This is a genomic window from Burkholderia sp. MSHR3999 (assembly GCF_000833595.1).
GTDB classification, from domain to species: domain Bacteria; phylum Pseudomonadota; class Gammaproteobacteria; order Burkholderiales; family Burkholderiaceae; genus Burkholderia; species Burkholderia ubonensis.
Genome location: NZ_JRFO01000006.1, coordinates 1,201,099 through 1,220,044, shown reverse-complemented (window position 1 = coordinate 1,220,044; position 18,946 = coordinate 1,201,099). Strand labels below are relative to the sequence as shown.

14 protein-coding genes are annotated in these 18,946 nt (G+C 69.2%); 5 read left to right on the top strand and 9 right to left on the bottom strand.

Annotated features, from left to right (window positions below; all coding sequences use genetic code 11):
* Positions 1–261 precede the first annotated feature (261 nt).
* The gene (locus KY49_RS22830; protein WP_042586721.1) at positions 262–1,128 is read left to right on the top strand and encodes an AraC family transcriptional regulator; all 867 of its coding nucleotides are present in this window, start codon (positions 262–264) and stop codon (positions 1,126–1,128) included.
* A gap of 20 nt (positions 1,129–1,148) precedes the next feature.
* Here KY49_RS22830 and KY49_RS22825 read toward each other — a convergent pair whose 3' ends face one another.
* Genes KY49_RS22825 through KY49_RS22815 form a run of 3 tightly spaced genes read right to left on the bottom strand, consistent with a single transcriptional unit; the run spans position 1,149 to position 4,752 of the window.
* On the bottom strand, positions 1,149–1,958 hold the full coding sequence (locus KY49_RS22825) for an IS5 family transposase (RefSeq protein WP_042584131.1): 810 nt from the start codon (positions 1,956–1,958) through the stop codon (positions 1,149–1,151).
* Between the two features lie 42 nt (positions 1,959–2,000).
* Positions 2,001–2,303, bottom strand: a complete 303-nt coding sequence (locus KY49_RS22820) for a zinc ribbon domain-containing protein (protein ID WP_042586720.1) — start codon at positions 2,301–2,303, stop codon at positions 2,001–2,003.
* 31 nt (positions 2,304–2,334) lie between these two features.
* The gene (locus tag KY49_RS22815) at positions 2,335–4,752 is read right to left on the bottom strand and encodes a heavy metal translocating P-type ATPase (RefSeq protein WP_042586719.1); all 2,418 of its coding nucleotides are present in this window, start codon (positions 4,750–4,752) and stop codon (positions 2,335–2,337) included.
* An 81-nt stretch (positions 4,753–4,833) separates the two neighbouring features.
* On the opposite strand from KY49_RS22815, the gene cadR reads away from it, so the two are divergent.
* Both cadR and KY49_RS22805 read left to right on the top strand, forming a co-directional pair.
* Entirely contained in the window at positions 4,834–5,265 is a 432-nt protein-coding gene (gene cadR, locus KY49_RS22810) for a Cd(II)/Pb(II)-responsive transcriptional regulator (RefSeq protein WP_042586718.1), read from the top strand.
* Between the two features lie 75 nt (positions 5,266–5,340).
* Entirely contained in the window at positions 5,341–5,907 is a 567-nt protein-coding gene (locus tag KY49_RS22805; protein ID WP_042586717.1) for a PadR family transcriptional regulator, read from the top strand.
* A 40-nt stretch (positions 5,908–5,947) separates the two neighbouring features.
* Here the strand turns inward: KY49_RS22805 and KY49_RS22800 are convergent, their stop codons facing one another.
* The 4 genes from KY49_RS22800 to KY49_RS22785 all read right to left on the bottom strand — a co-directional run bounded on the left by KY49_RS22800 (position 5,948) and on the right by KY49_RS22785 (position 10,210).
* Positions 5,948–7,348, bottom strand: coding sequence for an FAD-binding oxidoreductase (locus KY49_RS22800; protein ID WP_042586716.1), 1,401 nt, complete (start codon positions 7,346–7,348; stop codon positions 5,948–5,950).
* A 13-nt stretch (positions 7,349–7,361) separates the two neighbouring features.
* Positions 7,362–8,144, bottom strand: a complete 783-nt coding sequence (locus tag KY49_RS22795; RefSeq protein ID WP_042586715.1) for an ABC transporter substrate-binding protein — start codon at positions 8,142–8,144, stop codon at positions 7,362–7,364.
* A 28-nt stretch (positions 8,145–8,172) separates the two neighbouring features.
* A complete protein-coding gene (locus tag KY49_RS22790; RefSeq protein ID WP_042586714.1) occupies positions 8,173–9,327 on the bottom strand; it encodes a pyridoxal phosphate-dependent aminotransferase in 1,155 nt (384 codons plus the stop codon).
* A gap of 202 nt (positions 9,328–9,529) precedes the next feature.
* Positions 9,530–10,210: a TetR/AcrR family transcriptional regulator gene (locus KY49_RS22785; RefSeq protein ID WP_042586713.1), complete on the bottom strand. Its 681-nt coding sequence runs from the start codon at positions 10,208–10,210 to the stop codon at positions 9,530–9,532.
* Between the two features lie 54 nt (positions 10,211–10,264).
* On the opposite strand from KY49_RS22785, the gene KY49_RS22780 reads away from it, so the two are divergent.
* Both KY49_RS22780 and KY49_RS22775 read left to right on the top strand, forming a co-directional pair.
* Positions 10,265–11,917 carry an isovaleryl-CoA dehydrogenase gene (locus KY49_RS22780; protein ID WP_042586712.1) on the top strand — a complete coding sequence of 551 codons (1,653 nt, stop codon included), beginning with the start codon at positions 10,265–10,267 and terminating at the stop codon, positions 11,915–11,917.
* A 59-nt stretch (positions 11,918–11,976) separates the two neighbouring features.
* The gene (locus tag KY49_RS22775; RefSeq protein ID WP_042586711.1) at positions 11,977–13,485 is read left to right on the top strand and encodes a class I adenylate-forming enzyme family protein; all 1,509 of its coding nucleotides are present in this window, start codon (positions 11,977–11,979) and stop codon (positions 13,483–13,485) included.
* 105 nt (positions 13,486–13,590) lie between these two features.
* Here KY49_RS22775 and KY49_RS22770 read toward each other — a convergent pair whose 3' ends face one another.
* The gene (locus KY49_RS22770) at positions 13,591–14,730 is read right to left on the bottom strand and encodes a branched-chain amino acid ABC transporter substrate-binding protein (protein ID WP_042586710.1); all 1,140 of its coding nucleotides are present in this window, start codon (positions 14,728–14,730) and stop codon (positions 13,591–13,593) included.
* Between the two features lie 85 nt (positions 14,731–14,815).
* Entirely contained in the window at positions 14,816–18,748 is a 3,933-nt protein-coding gene (gene putA, locus KY49_RS22765) for a trifunctional transcriptional regulator/proline dehydrogenase/L-glutamate gamma-semialdehyde dehydrogenase (RefSeq protein ID WP_042586709.1), read from the bottom strand.
* Positions 18,749–18,946 lie beyond the last annotated feature (198 nt).

Sequence of the window (18,946 nt, the reverse complement as noted above, 5' to 3'; positions counted from 1 at the left end):
GTTGCGATTGAACATCGACGAACTACCTGCGTACTTCGAAATGACGCGCGATCCTGCCCTTGCAACTTAACCCAGAAAAATGACGCTTTCCTCCGATTTCACCGTCTTTAACTTTAGTCATAGATCGATGAGGACGAGACCCCATTTCAAAAAAGAAATGGGGCGGATTCAATCCCGCATGGCTCCCGCGCGCCGCAACTCAGCAAGATTTGTCAACGCGCGCCGTGCTACCTTGACGTCGGTCCTGTTCCGGGTACGCCAATGAAAGCAGAATCGCCTTGCTGGGTCCGCTATGCGACGCGTCTTGCGCGCGTGCACGACTACATCCGCACGCACCTCGACGACACGCTCGACCTGAACCGGCTCGCCGAGATCGCGTGCCTGTCGCCGTACCACTGGCATCGCGTCTATCGCGCGCTGTACGGCGAGTCGATCCTGGCGACGGTGCGGCGGATGCGGATCACGCGCGCATCCGAGGATCTGGCCTGCACCGCGCTGCCGATCGAGCAGGTCGCGCGGCGCGCAGGCTACGGCTCGACCTCCGCGTTCGCGCGCGCGTTTCGCGATGCGTACGGCGTGCCGCCCGCGCAGCACCGGCGCGCCGGCGTGCATCGCCCGATCTATCCATTACTGAGAGGAGAAGAAGACATGTTCAAGCATGAAGTCTCGATCCGCCGCCTGCCGGCGCTGCAGGGCTACGCGGTCGGCCACACGGGGTCGTACATGAAGGTCAGCGACGCGTTCGCGCGAATCGGCGGCTGGGTCGCGCAACACGGGCTCATCGGGCCCGGCGCGAAGATGATCGGGATTTACTACGACGATCCGGACACCACGCCCGAAGCGCAGCTGCGCGCGAAAGCGTGCTTCGTGCCGGCCGACGGCGCGCCGGACGTCGAGCCGGCGGCGCCTGTGGAGCGCGTGACCGTGCCGGGCGGCGAGTACGCGGTGCTGCTGCACACCGGGCCCTATGCGGACCTGAAGACCGCGTACCAGTGGCTGTACGGCGACTGGCTGCGCCATTCCGGCCGCGAAGCCGCCGACGCGCCGCCGTTCGAGCTGTACCTGAACACGCCGATGGATGCGGCGCCGGCCGACCTGCGCACGGAAATCCATCTGCCGCTGCGCTGACGGGCGAACGCTAGAGCCTGTTATGAACCTATATGAATGAGGTCGATGATTTTGGGCAGCATTAGACAGGCGAAGGCGAGGAAATGGAATCCGGCCAGCGTGTGAGGTAAGCGTTCATAGTCGCGCGCGAGGCGTCGAAAGCGCGCGGCCCATGCGAAGCTGCGCTCGACCACCCAGCGTCTGGGCAGCAACACGAAACCGCGTTTGGCCTCGGTGTGCTTGACCACCTCCAACTCAATGCCGTGGCTTTGTGCTGCCTGACGAGCCGCTTCGCCGGTATAGCCCTGATCCACGTACGCAAGCGCCACGCTCTGGCCGGTCAATTCTTGTACCGCATGCGCCAATTGCTCGACCTGTTCGCGATCCTGCTCATTGGCCGGTGTCACATGCAGTGCCAGCAACTGACCCAGAGTATCGACCGCCAGATGCACTTTCGAACCCTTGCGGCGCTTCGCGCCGTCGTAGCCGGCGCGTGCACCGGATTCCGGTGTCGATTGCAATGTGCGGCTGTCCAGGATCATGGCACTGGGTTGCGCTTTGCGTCCATCGCACACGCGCAACAGTTCTCGCAGATCATGCACGATCGCCTCGAAACAGCCCGCTCGCATCCAGCGCTGCGTCTGTTGATAGACCGCTTCCCACGGGGGCAGGTCATTAGGCAACATGCGCCACGGCGCGCCGCTTCTGATCAGCCAGCGCAGCGCATTGAAGACCTCGCGAAGCTCGTGGCGGCGTTGTTCACTGTCTTCTCGCACCAGCGCCAGATACGGCACTACGAACGACCATTCTTCGTCGCTTACATCGCTCGGATAAGGCTTGCGGGTTTTCATCCCGACATATTGCCTTATCAGCGGCAAAGTTCATAACATCCTCTAGGCCGTTTGCGTGCCGCACGCCGGGCAGAAGCGTGCGCCGGCGGCGAGCGCCGCGTGGCATCGACGGCACGCGGCGCTTTGCTGCGCCGCGCCGCATTGCATGCAGAAACGCGCCTGCGCGTCGTTCAGCGCGCCGCATCCCGCGCAAGCTAGCTGGCGCAGCGGCGCGCCGCCGGCGGCCGGCGTCTGCCAGCCCCAGCCGTGCGGGTCGCGGCCGCGTTCGTGGTGCCCACTGCCGTGCCCGCCGCCATGATGGCCACGCTGCGCGCGGCCGCCCGTGATCCATTTCAGGAAACCCATCGTCCGCTCCTTGGCACCGTAGGTGCGCCTGTCAGGCAGCCTTGCTGCGCGATAGCAGCCGCAAGCCGTTGCCGACGACGATCAGGCTCGCGCCCGCGTCGGCGAACACCGCCATCCACATCGTGCCGAGCCCCGCGACGGTCAGGCCGAGGAACACGAGCTTCACGCCGAGCGCGAAACCGATGTTCTGCACCAGCACGCGATGCGTCGCGCGCGACAGCCGCACGAACGCGGGAATCTTGCGCAGGTCGTCGTCCATCAGCGCGACGTCGGCGGTCTCGATCGCGGCATCGGTGCCCATCGCGCCCATCGCGAAGCCGATGTCGGCGCGCGCGAGCGCCGGCGCGTCGTTGATCCCGTCGCCGACCATCCCGACCGCGCCCGCACCGCTCGTGGCGAGCTCCTCGACTGCCACGAGCTTGTCCTCGGGCAGCTGGTTGCCGCGCGCGTCGTCGATTCCGGCCTGCCGTGCGATCGCCTGCGCGGTGTGCGGGTTGTCGCCCGTCAGCATCGCGGTGCGGATGCCGAGCGCATGCAGCTCGGCGATCGCCGCGCGGCTCGTGTCCTTGATCGTGTCGGCCACCGCGAACACGCCGAGCACGCGGGTCTCGTCGATCAGCATCACGACGCTCTTGCCCTCGCGCTCCAGCGCGTCGAGCTGCGCTTCCAGCGACGGCGAGCAGCGCGCCAGCTCCTCGACGAGCCGGTGGTTGCCGAGCCAGTAGCGCGCGCCGTCGATCGCGCCGCGCACGCCGCGCCCGACGAGCGCTTCGAAGTCCTGCACGTCGGCGAACGGCGCGGCGCCTTCCGCACGGGCCGCCGCCGCGATCGCCTGCGACACCGGGTGATCCGAACGCACGGCGAGGCTCGCGGCGAGGTGCCGCACGCGCGCGGCGTCGACGTCGGCCGCGCGCAGCACGAAATCGGTCCGCACCGGCTTGCCGTGCGTGATCGTGCCGGTCTTGTCGAGCGCGAGCCACGCGAGCTTGCGCCCCTCTTCCAGGTAGACGCCGCCCTTCACGAGAATCCCGCGCCGCGCGGCGGCGGCGAGGCCCGACACGATCGTCACCGGCGTCGAGATCACGAGCGCGCACGGGCACGCGATCACCAGCAGCACCAGCGCGCGGTAGATCCATTCGTGCCATGCGCCGCCCGCGACGAGCGGCGGCGCCACGGCAACCAGCAGCGCGATCGCGAACACGATCGGCGTGTAGACGCGCGCGAACTGGTCGACGAAGCGCTGCGTCGGCGCCTTCGCGCCCTGCGCCTCCTCGACCGCGTGGATGATGCGCGCGAGCGTCGTGTTCGACGCGACCGCGGTCACCCGGTATTCGAACGAGCCGGATTCGTTGATCGTGCCGGCGAACACGGTATCGCCGGCCGTCTTCTCGACGGGCAGGCTCTCGCCGGTGATCGGCGCCTGGTTCACGGTCGAGCGGCCGTCGACGACTTCGCCGTCCAGGCCGATCCGCTCGCCCGGCTTCACGCGCACGATCGCGCCGAGCGCGACCTGCGCGGCCTCGACGGTGCGCCACGAACCGTCGGCGTCGCGCACCGTCGCCGTATCCGGCGCGAGCCGCATCAGCCCCTGGATCGCATTGCGCGCGCGGTCGAGCGACTTCGCCTCGATCAGTTCGGCGATCGTGAACAGCACCATCACCATCGCGGCTTCCGGCCATTGGCCGATCGCCATCGCGCCCGTCACCGCGATGCTCATCAGCGCGTTGATGTTCAGGTTGCCGTTGCGCAGCGCGATCCAGCCCTTCTTGTAGGTGGTGATCCCGCACGCGAGCACCGCGCCGAGCGCGAGCACCGCCGCGAGCCACGACGGCAGGCCGGCCCAGCTCGCGGCCTCCGACGCGATCGCGGCGACGCCGGCCAGCGCGAGCGGCCACCACGGCTTCGCCGGCTCGGCGCGCGCGCGCGACGGCGGCGCATCGGCGGACGCGGCCTCGGGCGTCATGCCGAGCGTGCGGATCGCGCCGGCGATCGCCGCCTGCGCGCCGGGCGCGTGCTCGACCGTCAGCATCCGCTGCATCAGGTTGAATTCGAGCGCCGACACCTCGCGCATCCCGCCGAGCTTCTTGCGGATCAGCGTCTCCTCGGTCGGGCAGTCCATCTGCATGATCCGGAACGCGGAACGCACGTCGCCGGACGCCGTGGCCTGCGACACGGGCAGCGGCGCAAGCGTCAGCGCGGCGGGCGCGCAGCAGCCGCCGGCCGCGTGGTCGTGGTCGTGCGCTTCGCCGTCGCTGTGCACCGCACCCTCACCGTGCTCATGCGCATGACCGTGGTCATGGCCGCACGCGTGCGACTTCTTCTTCGCCGACGTATCCGCTTGCGCACTGGCGACACCCGCCGCGCACGCGTCGCGCGCATCGGCGCAGCATGCGCCGGCCTCGCCGGCCGTGCGGGTTCGTTCGTCGTGGGTACGCAGGGCGTCGGTCATCGCAACCTCCTCAATAGCTTGGCGGTGTAGAGTTAACACCTTGAAGCCACTACAAGGTCAACCCTTCGGCAGGAGAAAAGTATGAAGATAGGCGAACTGGCCAAGGCGGCGCGTTGCACGCCCGAGACGATCCGCTTCTACGAGAAGGAGGGACTGATGCCCGATGCGGAGCGCACCCACGCGAACTACCGCAACTACACGGAAACCCATGTCGAACGGCTGCGCTTCATCCGCAACTGCCGCGCGCTCGACATGGCGCACGACGAGATCCGCGCGCTGCTGCACCTCACCGATACGCCCGGCGATCGCTGCGATTCGATCAACGCGCTGCTCGACGAACACATCGGGCACGTCGACGCGCGGCTGGCCGAACTGACGCATCTGCGCGACCAACTGACCGAATTGCGCCGCCAGTGCGTGGGCGAGCACTCGGTCGAGGACTGCGGGATCGTGCATGGTCTCGCGACGATGGAGACGGTCGCGCCGGCCGCGAAACGCACGCACCTCGGCTGAAACCCTTGTCGAATATGATAGTCACGCATAAACTAGTCATAATTTGACTAGATATAGCAAGACTATTTATTCCTCATGAGCCGTCCATCGCCGCTGGCGCTCGCGATCCTCGCGACGCTCACCGAAGGCCCGCTGCATCCGTACGGGATGCTGCAGCAACTCAAATCGCGCGGCCACGACGAAGTCGTGAACGTGCGGCAGCGCACGAGCCTGTACCAGACGATCGACCGCCTGCTGCGCGACGGCCTGATCGCCGTGCACGACACCGAGCGCGACGGCGCGTTTCCCGAACGCACGCGCTACGAACTCACCGATGCCGGGCGCGCCGCCGGGGAGGCGTGGCTGCGCGCGCAGCTTGCGGAGCCCGCGCGCGAGTTTCCGGCGTTCGGCACCGGGCTCGCGTTCCTGCCGCTGCTCGACGCCGACGACGCCCGTCAGCAGCTCGAGCGCCGCATCGCCGCGCTCGAAGCCGAACGCGCGCGCCTCGAAGCGCTGCGCAATGCCGCGCAGGCCGACCAGGTGCCGCGCCTGTTCCTGCTGCAGAACGAGCATGCGCTCGTGCTGCTCGACGCCGAGCTCGGCTGGGTGCGCAGCGTCGTCGACCACCTGCGGATCGGCGCGCTGCGCTGGGTCGACGGCTGATCGAACCCGGGCCGGCTGCCGGCCTGCCTCGCGCCGCGCGTCAAAGCACCTTGCCGGGATTCAGGATGTGATGGGGATCGAGCGCGTCCTTCAGCCGGCGCATCAGGCCGATTTCCGCGTCGCTGCGCGTGCAGCCGAGATACGGGCGCTTCAGCACGCCGATCCCGTGCTCGGCGGAAATCGAGCCGCCCATCGCCTGCACGACTGCATAGACGGTCCGATCCAGTTCGTCGCCGGTCGCGGCGCCGTGCGCCGCGAGCGACACGCCGATATGCACGTTGCCGTCGCCGACGTGCCCGAAGAACAGGCACACGGCCGCCGGCCAGCGCGCGCGCAGCGCCGCCTCGCAACGCTCGGCAAACGCGCCGAGCTCGCCCGTCGGCAGGCTCACGTCGAAGTTGACGAGATTCGGCAGCGCATCGATCGCGAGCCCTTCGCGCAGCGTCCACATGTCGCGCGCCTGCCGCTCCGACGTCGCGAGCGCCGCGTCGTCGACGAGCCCCGCGTCGAAGCAGTCGGCGAGGCATGTCTCCAGCGCGTGTCGCGCATCACCGCCCGGCGCGCTCGTCGCGCATTCGATCAGCACCGCGAAGCCGTCGTCGGCCGCGAACGGCGCGACGACCCCGGGCGTGTGTTCGGCGACATACCGGTAGAACGCCGGCCACATCGCCTCGAAGCTGACCACCTCGGGCAGCGCGCGCACGCGGTTCCACAGCCCGACCACCGCGTCGTAGCCGGCAACCCGGCACAGCGCGGTCGCGGGCGCCGCCAGTTGCGGATGCAGCCGCAGCACCGCGCGCGTGATCACGCCGAGCGTGCCTTCGCTGCCGATGAACAGCTGCTTCAGGTCGTAGCCGGCGTTGTTCTTCAGCATCCGGTTCATCGACGACACGACGGCGCCGTCCGCGAGCACCGCCTCGAGCCCGAGCACCTGCTCGCGCATCATCCCGTAGCGGATCGCACGCGTGCCGCCCGCGTTGGTCGCGAGCGCGCCGCCGATCTGGCACGACCCGCGCGCGCCCAGATCGACGCCGAACGTGAAGCCCGCCGCTTCGGCCGCCTCCTGCACGGTCTGCAGCGGCGTGCCGGCGCGCACCGTGATCGTGCCCGCCGCGGCGTCGAGCGACTCGACGCCCGCGAACCGCTCCATCGACAGCACCACTTCGCCGCCGAGCGCCACCGCGCCGCGCGCCAGCCCGGTCAGTCCGCCCTGCGGCACGACCGGCTGCCCGAGCCGCGTGCACAACGCGAGCGCGCGCGACACGTCGTCGACGCTGCGTGCTCGCACCAGCGCGCGCGGCCGCACGCCGGGCGGCTCGTTGTACGCGGTGAAAAAGCGCGGCTCGATGTCGGCCGACGGCGTCACGCATGCCGCGCCGAGTTCCGCGACGAGCGCGGCGACGATCGCATCGCCGCCGGCCGCCTGATCGCTGCTGGGCATCGCGTCGCAATCCTTACTTTGTCGAGATGTCGATGTCGCCGAAGTACTTCCGGCCCAGCGTCTTGACCGTGCCGTCGGCCTTCAGCTTGTCGATCGCGGCGTTCAGCTTCGCCTTCAGCGCGTCGTCGCCCTTGCGCAGGCCGAACGCGATGCCGTTGCCGAGAATCCGGTCGTCGCGCACCGGCTGCCCGGCGAACGAGAAGTCCTTGCCGTCCGGGCGCGACAGGAAGCCGCGCTGGCCGGACGGCGCGAGCACCAGCGTCGCGTCGAGGCGGCCCGCCACGAGATCCGCGTACGCCTGGTTCTGGTCCTGGTACGCGACCACCGACACGCCCGCCGGCTCCCAGTGCGCCTTCGCATAGGTTTCCTGGATCGACGCCTGCAGCACGCCGACCCGCTTGCCCTTCAGCGATTCCGGCGTCGGCTGCAGGCCGCTGCCGTTGCGCGCGATCAGCTGCGTCGGCACGCGGTAGATGATCGTCGTGAAGTCGATCGCCTGGCGCCGCTGCTCGGTCGCATTCATCGCCGAGTTGATCGCGTCGAACTTGCGGCCCTGCAGCGCGGGAATCAGCCCGTCGAACGACGTCTCGACCCATTTGCACGACAGCTTCGCGGTCTGGCACACCGCATTGCCGACGTCGATGTCGAAGCCCTGCAGGTCGCCGTTCGGCGCCTTCGATTCGAACGGCGGATATTGGGCCTCGAGGCCGAAGCGCAGCGTCTGCTGCCCGTCGGCGCACGCCGCGCCGGAGCCGAACGCGCAGGCGAGCGCGAGCCAGAGTTTCAAGTGTTTCATCAGGTTTTCCTCGTCGACCGGAGTGATGTCATATGCCGCGCAACCGGCGCGCGCCTTCGATCAGCGTCGCGTCGTCCTTCGAAAAGCTGAGCCGGATCACGCCGGCGTCGGTGCCGTCGGTGTAGAACGCCGACAGCGGAATCGTCGCGACGCGCGCATCGCGGATCAGGCGCAGCACGAAATCGCTGTCCCGCTCGTCGGAGAAATGCCGGAACCGCGCGAGCATGAAGAACGAGCCTTCGCTCGGCAGCAGCTCGAAGCGCGAATCGGCCAGCTCGCGCGCGAGCAGGTCGCGCTTGGCCTGGTAGAACGCCGACAGGCCGAGATAGCTGTCGGGCTGCGCGAGCATCTCCGCGAATGCAATCTGCATCGGCGTGTCGGCCGAGAACACCATGAACTGGTGCACCTTGCGGATCTCGTCCATCAGCCCGGCCGGCGCGAGACAGTAGCCGACCCGCCAGCCGGTCACGTGGAACGACTTGCCGAACGACGACACGATCACGCTGCGCTCGGCCAGCTCGCGATGCCGCGCCATGCTCTGGTGCAGCGCGCCGTCGAACACGACGTGCTCGTAGACCTCGTCGGACAGGATCACGATGTCGGTGCCGCGCGTGAGCTGCGCAAGGCGCGCGACGTCCGCTTCCGAGAACACCGTCGCGGTCGGGTTGTGCGGCGTGTTGACGATGATCATCCGCGTGCGCGGCGTGATCGCCGCGGCCACCTCGTTCCAGTCGACGCGGAAGTGCTCGGGCGACAGCTTGATCGCGACCGGCGTCGCGCCCTGCATCCGCACGATCGGCGCATAGCTGTCGAACGAAGGCTCGAAGTAGATCACCTCGTCGCCCGGATGCACGAGCGCGCTGATCGTCGCGTACAGCCCCTCGCTCGCGCTCGCGATCACCGTGACCTCGGTGGCCGGGTCGTAGCGGGTGCCGTAGAGCGCCTCGGTCTTCTCGGCCAGCCGCTCGCGCAGCGGCGCGACGCCGGCCATCGGCGCGTACTGGTTGTGCCCGTCGCGCATCGCGCGCGCGACGCCTTCCACGAGCGCCGGATCGGGCGCGAAATTCGGTGCGCCCTGCGACAGGTTCAGCGCATCGTGCTGCGCGGCGAGCTGGCCGATCACGGTGAAGATCGTCGTCCCGACGTCGGGCAGCTTCGAACGGGGCGCGGTGGCGCTTCGCATGACTCCTCCTGGTTGTATCGCTGCCGGACGCGGCGGGCGCGTCCGGATCGTTCAACCGATTTAGCCGCAGCCAATATCGCGCGGCAATCGAAAGATAGTCATGGCAGCCATGCATTCAGGTCATGACTCGCATCGCGCCAGGTTCAATTTTTAGAGGATTGGGGGTTCCCGTCATGCAATGAAGGCATTTCGCGGGCAGGCGTCAACCGCCCGACGCCCCCGGCACGGCGGCGAGATATGCCTGCAGCGCCGCGTGCAGTTCGTCGCGCAGCGCGGTGGCGCCGGGCGCGGGCCCGCGCGTCAGCAGCGACTGCGACACCCACCCGTAGCACAGCGAATGCGCGAGCCGCGCGACTTCGCCGAGCCGTTCTGCCGGCGGCGGATCGGCCGCGTGCGCCAGCGCGTCGCGCCAAAGTTCGACGTAGCCGTCGTAATGACGCCGGTACGCGGCAAGCGGCGACACCTGCCGCTCGAGCGCGAACAGCGCGCTCCACAGCGCGGCGTCCGCGTTCACGATATCGAGCTGCAGCGCGACGAACGCGGCGGCAACTTCGGCGCGCGGCCGGCCGCGCAATGCCTGCGCCGCGACGCGCAACTGGTCGGCCATCGCCTGCACGCGCCGGTGGATGCACAGCGCCGCGAGGCTCTGCTTGTTGGCGAAATACTCGTAGAAGGTGCCGACGCTCACGCCCGCCACCGCCGCGATCTCGCGGATCGTCGCCTTCGCATACCCGCGTTCGAGCAAAAGCTGAACGAACGCCTGCTGCAGCGCGTCGGAGCTCGCCTGCGCGCGCGGCTGGCGCGGCCGGCGGCGCAGCGCGGGCCGGGGTTGCGCCGCCGGCGTGCCGGGCGGCGCCGGAACCTGAACATGTCGCGGCGGCATATTTGCTACTCTGGAATCAGGACAAGACGAAGCCCCGGATGAGGAGACACATCGATGACAGGCCCGACGCACGCAGTCTCGAACCAGTTCGACGAACTCGTCGACTATAACCTCTTCACGACCGACGCCGCGCTGCGCGAGGCGCTCGCGCGCGCCGGCGCAGGCTGGGCCGAGCCGCAGCTCGACGCGTACGGCGCGCGGCTCGGCAGCGCCGACACCGCTCAGCTCGCCGACGACGCGAACCGCTATCCGCCGGAATTGCACGCATTCGACCGGCGCGGCCGGCGCATCGACCGCGTCGAGTTCCATCCGGCCTGGCACACGCTGCTCGGCCTGTATCGCGCCGAAGGCTTCGTGTCGCTCGCGTTCCGCGACACGCGGCCCGGCCGCTGGGCGGCGAGCGCGGCCGGCTTCTACCTGCACGGCCAGATCGAGGCCGGCACGCTGTGCCCGGCGACGATGACGCAGGCCGCGATCCCCGTGCTGCAGAAGGAGCCCGCGCTGTGGGAGATGCTGCGCGACAAGCTCTACAGCGACGTCTACGACCCGCGCGACGTGCCGGTCGCGGACAAGCGCTCGATCTGGATCGGCATGGGCATGACCGAGAAACAGGGCGGCTCCGACGTGCGCGCGAACACGACGCTCGCGACGCCGGCCGGCGCGGGCGGCCGCGGCGGCGAATACCGGCTGCGCGGCCACAAGTGGTTCTTCTCCGCGCCGATGTGCGACGCGCACCTCGTCGTCGCGCGCACCGACGCCGGCGGCCCGTCGTGCTTCTACGTGCCGCGCTGGCGGCCCGACGGCACGAAGAACGCGGTCGAGATCCAGCGCCTGAAGGACAAGGTCGGCAACCGCAGCAATTCGAGCAGCGAGATCGAGCTCGACGATGCGTGGGGCATCATGCTCGGCGACGAAGGCCGCGGCATCCCGACCATCATCGAGATGGCAACCTATACGCGCCTGAACTGCGTGCTCGGCAGCGCGGCGATGCTGCGCCAGGGCGTCGTGCAGGCGATCGCGTATACGCGGCAGCGCCATGCGTTCGGCCGCGCGCTCGCCGAGCAGCCGCTGATGCGCACGGTGCTCGCCGATCTCGCGCTCGAAAGCGAGGCCGCGCTCGCGCTGGCGATGCGGCTCGCCGCCGCGTTCGAACGCGACGACACGCCGGGGGAGCGCGCATGGAAGCGGATCGTCACGCCCGCCGCGAAGTTCTGGGTCTGCAAGCGCGCGGTCGAGCTGACCGGCGAAGTGATGGAAGTGTTCGGCGGCAACGGCTACGTCGACGACGGCCCGATCGCGCGGCTGTTCCGCGAAGCGCCCGTCAACTCGATCTGGGAAGGCTCCGGCAACGTGATGTGCCTCGACGTGCTGCGCGCGGTGTCGCGCGAGCCGGATGCGGCCACGGCACTCTTCGACGAGCTGCGCGAACTGGGCGGCGACGAGCCGCGCATCCGCGCCGCGCTCGACGCGCTGCGCGCGATGCTGGCCGCGCCGCCCGATACGCTCGAAGCGTCCGGCCGCCTGTTCGCGCAGCGTCTCGTGCTCGCCGCGCAGGCGTGCCTGCTGCGGCGCGACGCACCGGCGGCGGTGGCCGACGCGTTCGTCGCGACGCGGCTCGCCGAGCCGGCGTGGGGCCGCGTCGCGGGCGGCTTCGATCCGCGCGGCGTCGACGTTGCCGCGCTGCTGCAGCGCGCGTATCCCGCGTGACGGACGCGCCGCGCAGTTCGCAATGCGCAGTTCGCAATGGATTGGCTCCGGAGACTTCGATGAACCTCGTCGCCGCCCTCGATCGCGCCGCGCGCGCCACGCCGGATAAACCGTTCCTGCGCCACGACGGCGCGACGATCACCTACGCGCAGGCGCGCGACCGCTCGCACCGCGCGGCGGCCGTGCTCAGCGCGCTCGGCGTCGCGGCGGGCGACCGCGTGGCGGCAATCTGCTTCAACACGCCCGCGTTCGTCGACCTGCTGTTCGGCGCGTGGCGGCTCGGCGCGGCGTTCGTGCCCGTCAATCACAAGCTGCAGGCGGCCGAGATCGACTACGTGCTCGCGCATAGCGGCAGCAAGGCGATCCTGTTCGACGCATCGCTCGCGCCCGTGCTCGAACGCGTCGCGCACCCCGCGCAGCGCCTCGTGACGGAAGGCGCGCCGGCCGGCCTGCCGTGCTTCGACACGATGCTCGCGGCAGCGGACGGCGTCGCCGGCATCGAGCCCGCCGACGGCGATCTCGCGCAGATCCTCTACACGTCCGGCACGACCGGCCGCCCGAAGGGCTGCATGCACAGCCATCGCACGGTGACGCTCGCGGCGATGCAGGCCGCGCTCGCGCTGTCGATCACGCGCGACGAACGCACGCTGATGGCGATGCCGATCTGGCATTCGTCGCCGCTCAACAACTGGTTCGGCGGCACGCTGATGGCGGGCGGCACCGTCGTGCTGCTGCGCGAGTACCATCCGCTGCGCTTCCTGCAGACGGTCGAGCGCGAGCGCGTGACGCTCTATTTCGGCGCACCGGTGTCGTACACGCTGCCGCTCGACCAGGTCGAAGGCTTCGCCGCGTTCGACCTGACGAGCGTGCGCGCATGGATCTACGGCGGCGGGCCGATCGGCGCCGCGCAGGCCGAGCGGCTCGCGCAAGCATACCGGGGCGGCGCGTTCTTCCAGGTGTACGGCATGACCGAGACGGGGCCGGCCGGCACCTCGCTGTACCCGGACGAACAGGTCGCGAAGGCCGGCTCGATCGGCCATCACGGCGGCCCCGGCGTCGACCTGCGCGTCGTGCGCACGGACGGCGCCGACGCGCAGCCCGGCGAGGCCGGCGAGATCTGGCTGAAGACCGACAGCATGATGCTCGGCTATCTCGACGATCCGGCCGCGACGCGCGCCGCGTTCGCGCCCAACGGCTGGTATCGCACCGGCGACGTCGCGCGAATCGATCAGGATGGCTACCTGTTCCTCGTCGACCGGCTGAAGGACATGATCGTCACGGGCGGCGAGAACGTCTATTCGAAGGAAGTGGAGGACGTGCTGGGCGCGCATCCGGACGTGATCGACGCAGCCGTCGTCGGCATCCCGCATCCGGAATGGGGCGAGACGGTGGTCGCGCACGTCGTCGTGCGCGCCGGCGCGGCGCGCGACGAGCACACGCTGCGCGCGTTCTGCGCGGAACGCCTCGCCGCGTACAAGGTGCCGCGCGAGGTCGTGTTCGCGGATGCGCTGCCGCGCACGCCGACGGGCAAGCTGCAGAAGTTCCTGCTGCGCCGGCGGGACGGTTGAACGCGCGCCGTCAGGTCGAGAAAAAAGCCACCGGACCTTCCGGTCCGGTGGCTTTCGCTTTGCCGCACGAGCGGCGGCATCCGCCGCCGCCCGCCGACGTGACGCTTACTTGCCGCCGATGCTCTTCAGCGGCTTCCACTCGCCCTTCTCGACCTTGTACATCGTGATGCCGCCGTTCTTCAGGTCGCCCTTCGCGTCGTACGCGAGGTGGGTCGACGTGACGCCGGCCATGTCGGTCTTCGCGAGCAGCGGCAGGTACTTCGCCGGATCGGTCGAGTTCGCCTTCTTCATCGCGTTGAACAGCGCCATCGCGCCGTCGTACGAGTACGGCGAATAGGTCTGCACGTCCTCGCCGAAGCGCTTCTTGTACTTGTCGGCGTACGACTTGCCGCCAGGCATCTCGTCGAGCGGCAGGCCCGCGAGCGAAGCGATCGTGCCGTCGGCCGCGTCACCCGCGATCTTCAGGAACGTCGGCGTCTTCACCATTTCGCCGCCCATCAGCGGCGCCTTGAAGCCCAGCGCCTTCATCTGCTTGACCATCGGCGCCGCCTGCGAATCCGCGCCGCCGTAGTAGACGATGTCCGGCTGCGCCGCCTTCAGCTTCGTCAGGATCGCCTTGAAGTCGACCGCCTTGTCGTTCGTGAATTCGCGCAGCACGATCGTCGCGCCGGCGGCCTTCGCCGCCTTCTCGAACTGGTCGGCGAGACCCTGGCCGTAAGCGGTGCGGTCGTCGACGATCGCGATCTTCTTCAGGCCGAGATCCTTCGCGACGAACGTGCCCGCCACCGAGCCCTGCTGCGTGTCGGACGTCATCATGCGGAAGGTCGTCTTGTAACCCTGCTGCGTGTATTCCGGCGCGGTCGCCATCGCGATCTGCGGAATGCCCGCGTTCGCGTAGATGCGCGATGCCGGAATCGTCGTGCCCGAGTTGAAGTGGCCGAGCATGCCCTTGATGCCGTCGTCGACGAGCTTCTGCGCGACCGTCGTGCCCGTGCGCGGGTCAGCCTGGTCGTCCTGCGTGTCGAGCACGAACTTCACCGGCTTGCCGCCGATCACCGGCTTGGTCGCGTTGAAATCCTCGATCGCGAGCACGATGCCGTTCTGCATATCCTTGCCGTAATGCGCCTGCGCACCCGTCATCGGCCCTGCGTAGCCGACCTTCACGTCATCCGCATGCGCAGTCCCCGCCAGCGACATGAACGCAACGAACGTCGCGCCTGCCAGCTTTTTCATCGTGTGTTGCATAGCTTCTCCTAGGTACCAGGTATAAATGGAGCGGCTTCGGGATCGCCTTGCCGCTTCCTTTTCTTGATCCGAACGGCAAGGATGTTCAGCCGATCGTCATCAAATTCGCATTGCCGCCCGCCGCCGCGGTGTTTACGCTGACCGAGCGCTCCGTCAGCAGGCGCTCAAGCGCGTAGTCTTCCGCGTCGCCGTTCTCGAACGCGCCCGCCGACACGCCCTGCACCGACACGATCGGGCCCGGCCGCTGCGCGACTTCCTTCACCAGCGTCTGCAGCTCGTCGCTGTCGCCTTCGAACAGCACCGCGTCGAACGCCGCATCGGCCTGCTTGCGCACGCCGGCATGCGCCTTCAGCGCCGCCGGCAGCGCGGCGAAGAGCGCCTCGCCCGCCGCGCCCGCGAAGAGCGCACGGTTGCCTGTCGCGAGCACCGCCGCGAACTGCGCGCGCGCGCCGCTCGGCGTCGCCGCGACGCACAGCACCGTGCCGCGCGGGCCAAGTGTATACGTGTTGCGCTCGCCCGTCGGGCCGGTCAGCACCGCGGTCGCGCCCGCCGGCACCTGTGCGAGGTAGCCGTCGCAACGCGCCGCCAGCGTCGGCTCGCGCTGCTCGATCAGCCAGTCGCGCAGCGCCGTCAGCGTGGACGCCGGGTTCTCGCGCGGCTCGCCTTCGGCGGCAGCGTCGGCCACCAGCATCTCCGCGAGCGAGCGCGGCAGCCCGGACGGACGCGTCGCGAGCAGGCGCTGCAGGTACAGCGCGCCGCCCGCCTTCGGGCCCGTGCCCGACAGCCCTTCGCCGCCGAACGGCTGCACGCCGACCACCGCGCCGATCACGTTGCGGTTCACGTAGATGTTGCCGACGTGCGCGCGCTCGATCACGTGCGCGATCGTCTCGTCGATCCGCGTGTGGATGCCGAGCGTCAGGCCATAGCCGGTCGCGCGGATCTGCTCGAGCAGCTTGTCCAGCGCGCTGCGGCGATAGCGCACGACGTGCAGCACCGGGCCGAACACCTCGCGCTTGAGCTCGTCGATGCTGCCGATCTCGATCAGCGTCGGCGGCACGAACGTGCCGTGCGCGCAGGCTTCCGGCATCGGCATCTGCGTGACCCCGTGGCCCTTGTCCTTCATCGCCGCGACGTGCGCGTCGATCGTCTGCTTCGCTTCGGCGTCGATCACCGGGCCGACGTCGGTCGACAGGCGGTCCGGGTTGCCGAGCGCGAGCTCCTGCATCGCGCCTTTCAGCATCGTCAGCGTGCGGTCCGCGACATCGTCCTGCAAACACAGAACGCGCAGCGCCGAACACCGTTGACCGGCGGAATCGAACGACGACTGCATCACGTCCGCGACGACCTGCTCGGCGAGCGCCGACGAATCGACGATCATCGCGTTCTGGCCGCCCGTCTCGGCGATCAGCGGGATCGGCTTCCCGTCCGGATCGAGGCGCGCCGACAGCGTCTTGTTGATCAGGCGCGCGACTTCGGTCGAGCCGGTGAACATCACCGCGCGGGTGCGCGCGTCGGCGACGAGCGCCGCGCCGACCGTCTCGCCGGTGCCCGGCAGCAGTTGCACCGCGCCGGCCGGCACGCCGGCCTCGCGCAGGATGCGCACCGCTTGCGCGGCGATCAGCGGGGTCTGCTCGGCCGGCTTCGCGAGCACCGTGTTGCCGGCCGCGAGCGCCGCGGCCACCTGACCCATGAAGATCGCGAGCGGGAAGTTCCACGGGCTGATGCAGACCACGGGGCCGAGCGGGCGATGCGTGTCGTTCGAGAATTCGTCGCGAATCTGCGCGGCGTAGTAGCGCAGGAAATCGACCGCTTCACGGATTTCCGCGATCGCGTTCGGCAGCGACTTGCCCGCTTCGCGCACGATCAGGCCCATCAGCGTGTGCATCTGCGCTTCGAGCAGGTCGGCCGCGCGTGCAAGGCAGTCGGCGCGTGCGTCGACCGGGGTCGCCTGCCAGATCGGCGCGGCGGCCACCGCATGCGCGAGCGCGGCGCTCACGTGCTCGGCGCTCGCTTCGCTGACCGCGCCGACGACGTCGCGCTGGTCGGCCGGGTTGCGCACGTCGCGGGCCGGCGCGTCGGCGATCGCGTCGTCGGCGAGCATCGGCGCGGCGCGCCACGGATGGTGCGCGCTCGCGAGCAGCGCGGACGACAGCGACGCGAGGCGGTGCTCGTTCGACAGGTCGAGGCCCATCGAGTTGGGGCGCTCGTCGCCGTACAGGTTGCGCGGCAGCGGAATCTTCGCGTGCGGCGCGCCGAGCGGCACGACCTTCAGCGCTTCCTCGACCGGATCGGCGACCAGCTCCTTCACCGACACGGTCTTGTCGGCGATGCGGTTCACGAACGACGTGTTCGCGCCGTTCTCCAGCAGGCGGCGCACGAGGTACGCGAGCAGCGTCTCGTGCGTGCCGACCGGCGCGTACACGCGGCACGGGCGGTTCAGCTTGTCGCGGCCGGTGACTTCCTCGTACAGCGGCTCGCCCATCCCGTGCAGGCACTGGAATTCGTACTGGCCCGGGTAGTAGTTCTGGCCCGCGAGCTGGTAGATCGCCGCCAGCGTGTACGCGTTGTGCGTCGCGAACTGCGGATAGACCGCGTCCGGCGCCGCGAGCAGCTTCTTCGCGCACGCGAGGTACGACACGTCGGTGTAGATCTTGCGCGTGTAGACCGGATAGCCTTCGAGGCCGTCGACCTGCGCGCGCTTGATCTCGGTATCCCAGTACGCGCCCTTCACGAGGCGGATCATCAGGCGGTGACGGCTGCGGCGCGCGAGATCGATCAGGTAGTCGATCACGAACGGGCAGCGCTTCTGGTAGCCCTGCACGACGAAGCCGATGCCGTTCCAGCCGGCCAGCTCCGGATCGAAGCACAGCGCCTCGAGCAGGTCGAGCGACAGCTCGAGGCGGTCCGCTTCCTCCGCGTCGATGTTCAGGCCGATGTCGTAGCGGCGCGCGAGCAGCGCGAGCGCGCGCACGCGCGGCAGCAGCTCGGTCATCGTGCGCTCCTGCTGCGAGCGCGAGTAGCGCGCATGCAGCGCCGACAGCTTGATCGAGATGCCCGGGCCTTCGTAGATGCCGCGGCCGCCGGCCGCCTTGCCGATCGCGTGGATCGCCTGCTCGTACGACGCGTAGTAGCGCTGCGCGTCCTCTTCGGTCGTCGCCGCTTCGCCGAGCATGTCGTACGAGTAGCGGAAGCCGCGCGCTTCGTACTTGCGGCTGTTCGCGAGCGCCTCGGAGATCGTCTCGCCGGTCACGAACTGCTCGCCCATCAGGCGCATCGCCATGTCGACGCCCTTGCGGATCAGCGGCTCGCCGCCCTTGCCGATCAGGCGCGTGAGCGCCGACGACAGGCCCGCTTCGCTGTTCGTCGTGACGAGCTTGCCGGTGATCATCAGCCCCCAGGTCGCCGCGTTGACGAACAGCGACGGCGCGTGGCCGACGTGCGAGCGCCAGTCGCCCTTGCTGATCTTGTCGCGGATCAGCGCATCGCGGGTCGCGCGGTCGGGAATGCGCAGCAGCGCTTCCGCGAGACACATCAGCGCAACGCCTTCCTGGCTCGACAGCGAGAACTCGTGGATCAGCCCTTCGACGCCGCCGCCCGAGCTCTTCTCGCGCAGCGCCTCGACGAGCTGCGTCGCGAGCGCCTGCACGTCCGCCTGCAGGTTCGCGGGCAGCCGCGCCTGGCCGATCAGGAACGGCACGCATTCCGGCTCGGGGCGGCGGTACGCGGCGGTGATCGCCGCGCGCAGCACCGATTGCGGCTGCACGTTCTGCGCAAACTCGAGGAACGGATGCGGCGAGTTGTCGTCGTCGCCTTCGCCGGCGTGGCTGTCGGCCAGCTCGGTCACGCCGCTGTGGCCGGCCAGCTCCGGCGGCAGCTGGCCGTGCTCGATGCGTTCGAGATACGCGAAGATCGCCTGCTTGATCAGCCAGTGGGGAGTGCGTTCGAGCCGCGTCGCCGCGTCTTTCAGGCGCGAGCGGAGCAGATCGTCGACTTTGACGCCAAGGGTGGTGCTTGCCATGATGGGTTCGTGCGCCGGACGAAAGCCGGCCAGTGACGTGAGAGGATGCGCGAAATCCTACGGCACACAATAAAAAGGTGCAACCAGATTGCAAGCAGGGTTGCACCTCAAACTTATTCAATATAATCAGTGGCTTATGCTGTCGCAACCTAGGGGTTGCCCGCGCCGCGGGGATCGGGATTTTCCCTGATCCGCGGC

Excerpts from the sequence above, each read along its gene's own strand:
- KY49_RS22830 (WP_042586721.1), top strand. The coding sequence starts at position 262 with ATGAAAGCAGAATCGCCTTGCTGGGTCCGCTATGCGACGCGTCTTGCG.
- KY49_RS22825 (WP_042584131.1), bottom strand. The coding sequence starts at position 1,958 with ATGAAAACCCGCAAGCCTTATCCGAGCGATGTAAGCGACGAAGAATGG.
- KY49_RS22820 (WP_042586720.1), bottom strand. The coding sequence starts at position 2,303 with ATGGGTTTCCTGAAATGGATCACGGGCGGCCGCGCGCAGCGTGGCCAT.
- KY49_RS22815 (WP_042586719.1), bottom strand. The coding sequence starts at position 4,752 with ATGACCGACGCCCTGCGTACCCACGACGAACGAACCCGCACGGCCGGC.
- cadR (WP_042586718.1), top strand. The coding sequence starts at position 4,834 with ATGAAGATAGGCGAACTGGCCAAGGCGGCGCGTTGCACGCCCGAGACG.
- KY49_RS22805 (WP_042586717.1), top strand. The coding sequence starts at position 5,341 with ATGAGCCGTCCATCGCCGCTGGCGCTCGCGATCCTCGCGACGCTCACC.
- KY49_RS22800 (WP_042586716.1), bottom strand. The coding sequence starts at position 7,348 with ATGCCCAGCAGCGATCAGGCGGCCGGCGGCGATGCGATCGTCGCCGCG.
- KY49_RS22795 (WP_042586715.1), bottom strand. The coding sequence starts at position 8,144 with ATGAAACACTTGAAACTCTGGCTCGCGCTCGCCTGCGCGTTCGGCTCC.
- KY49_RS22790 (WP_042586714.1), bottom strand. The coding sequence starts at position 9,327 with ATGCGAAGCGCCACCGCGCCCCGTTCGAAGCTGCCCGACGTCGGGACG.
- KY49_RS22785 (WP_042586713.1), bottom strand. The coding sequence starts at position 10,210 with ATGCCGCCGCGACATGTTCAGGTTCCGGCGCCGCCCGGCACGCCGGCG.
- KY49_RS22780 (WP_042586712.1), top strand. The coding sequence starts at position 10,265 with ATGACAGGCCCGACGCACGCAGTCTCGAACCAGTTCGACGAACTCGTC.
- KY49_RS22775 (WP_042586711.1), top strand. The coding sequence starts at position 11,977 with ATGAACCTCGTCGCCGCCCTCGATCGCGCCGCGCGCGCCACGCCGGAT.
- KY49_RS22770 (WP_042586710.1), bottom strand. The coding sequence starts at position 14,730 with ATGCAACACACGATGAAAAAGCTGGCAGGCGCGACGTTCGTTGCGTTC.
- putA (WP_042586709.1), bottom strand. The coding sequence starts at position 18,748 with ATGGCAAGCACCACCCTTGGCGTCAAAGTCGACGATCTGCTCCGCTCG.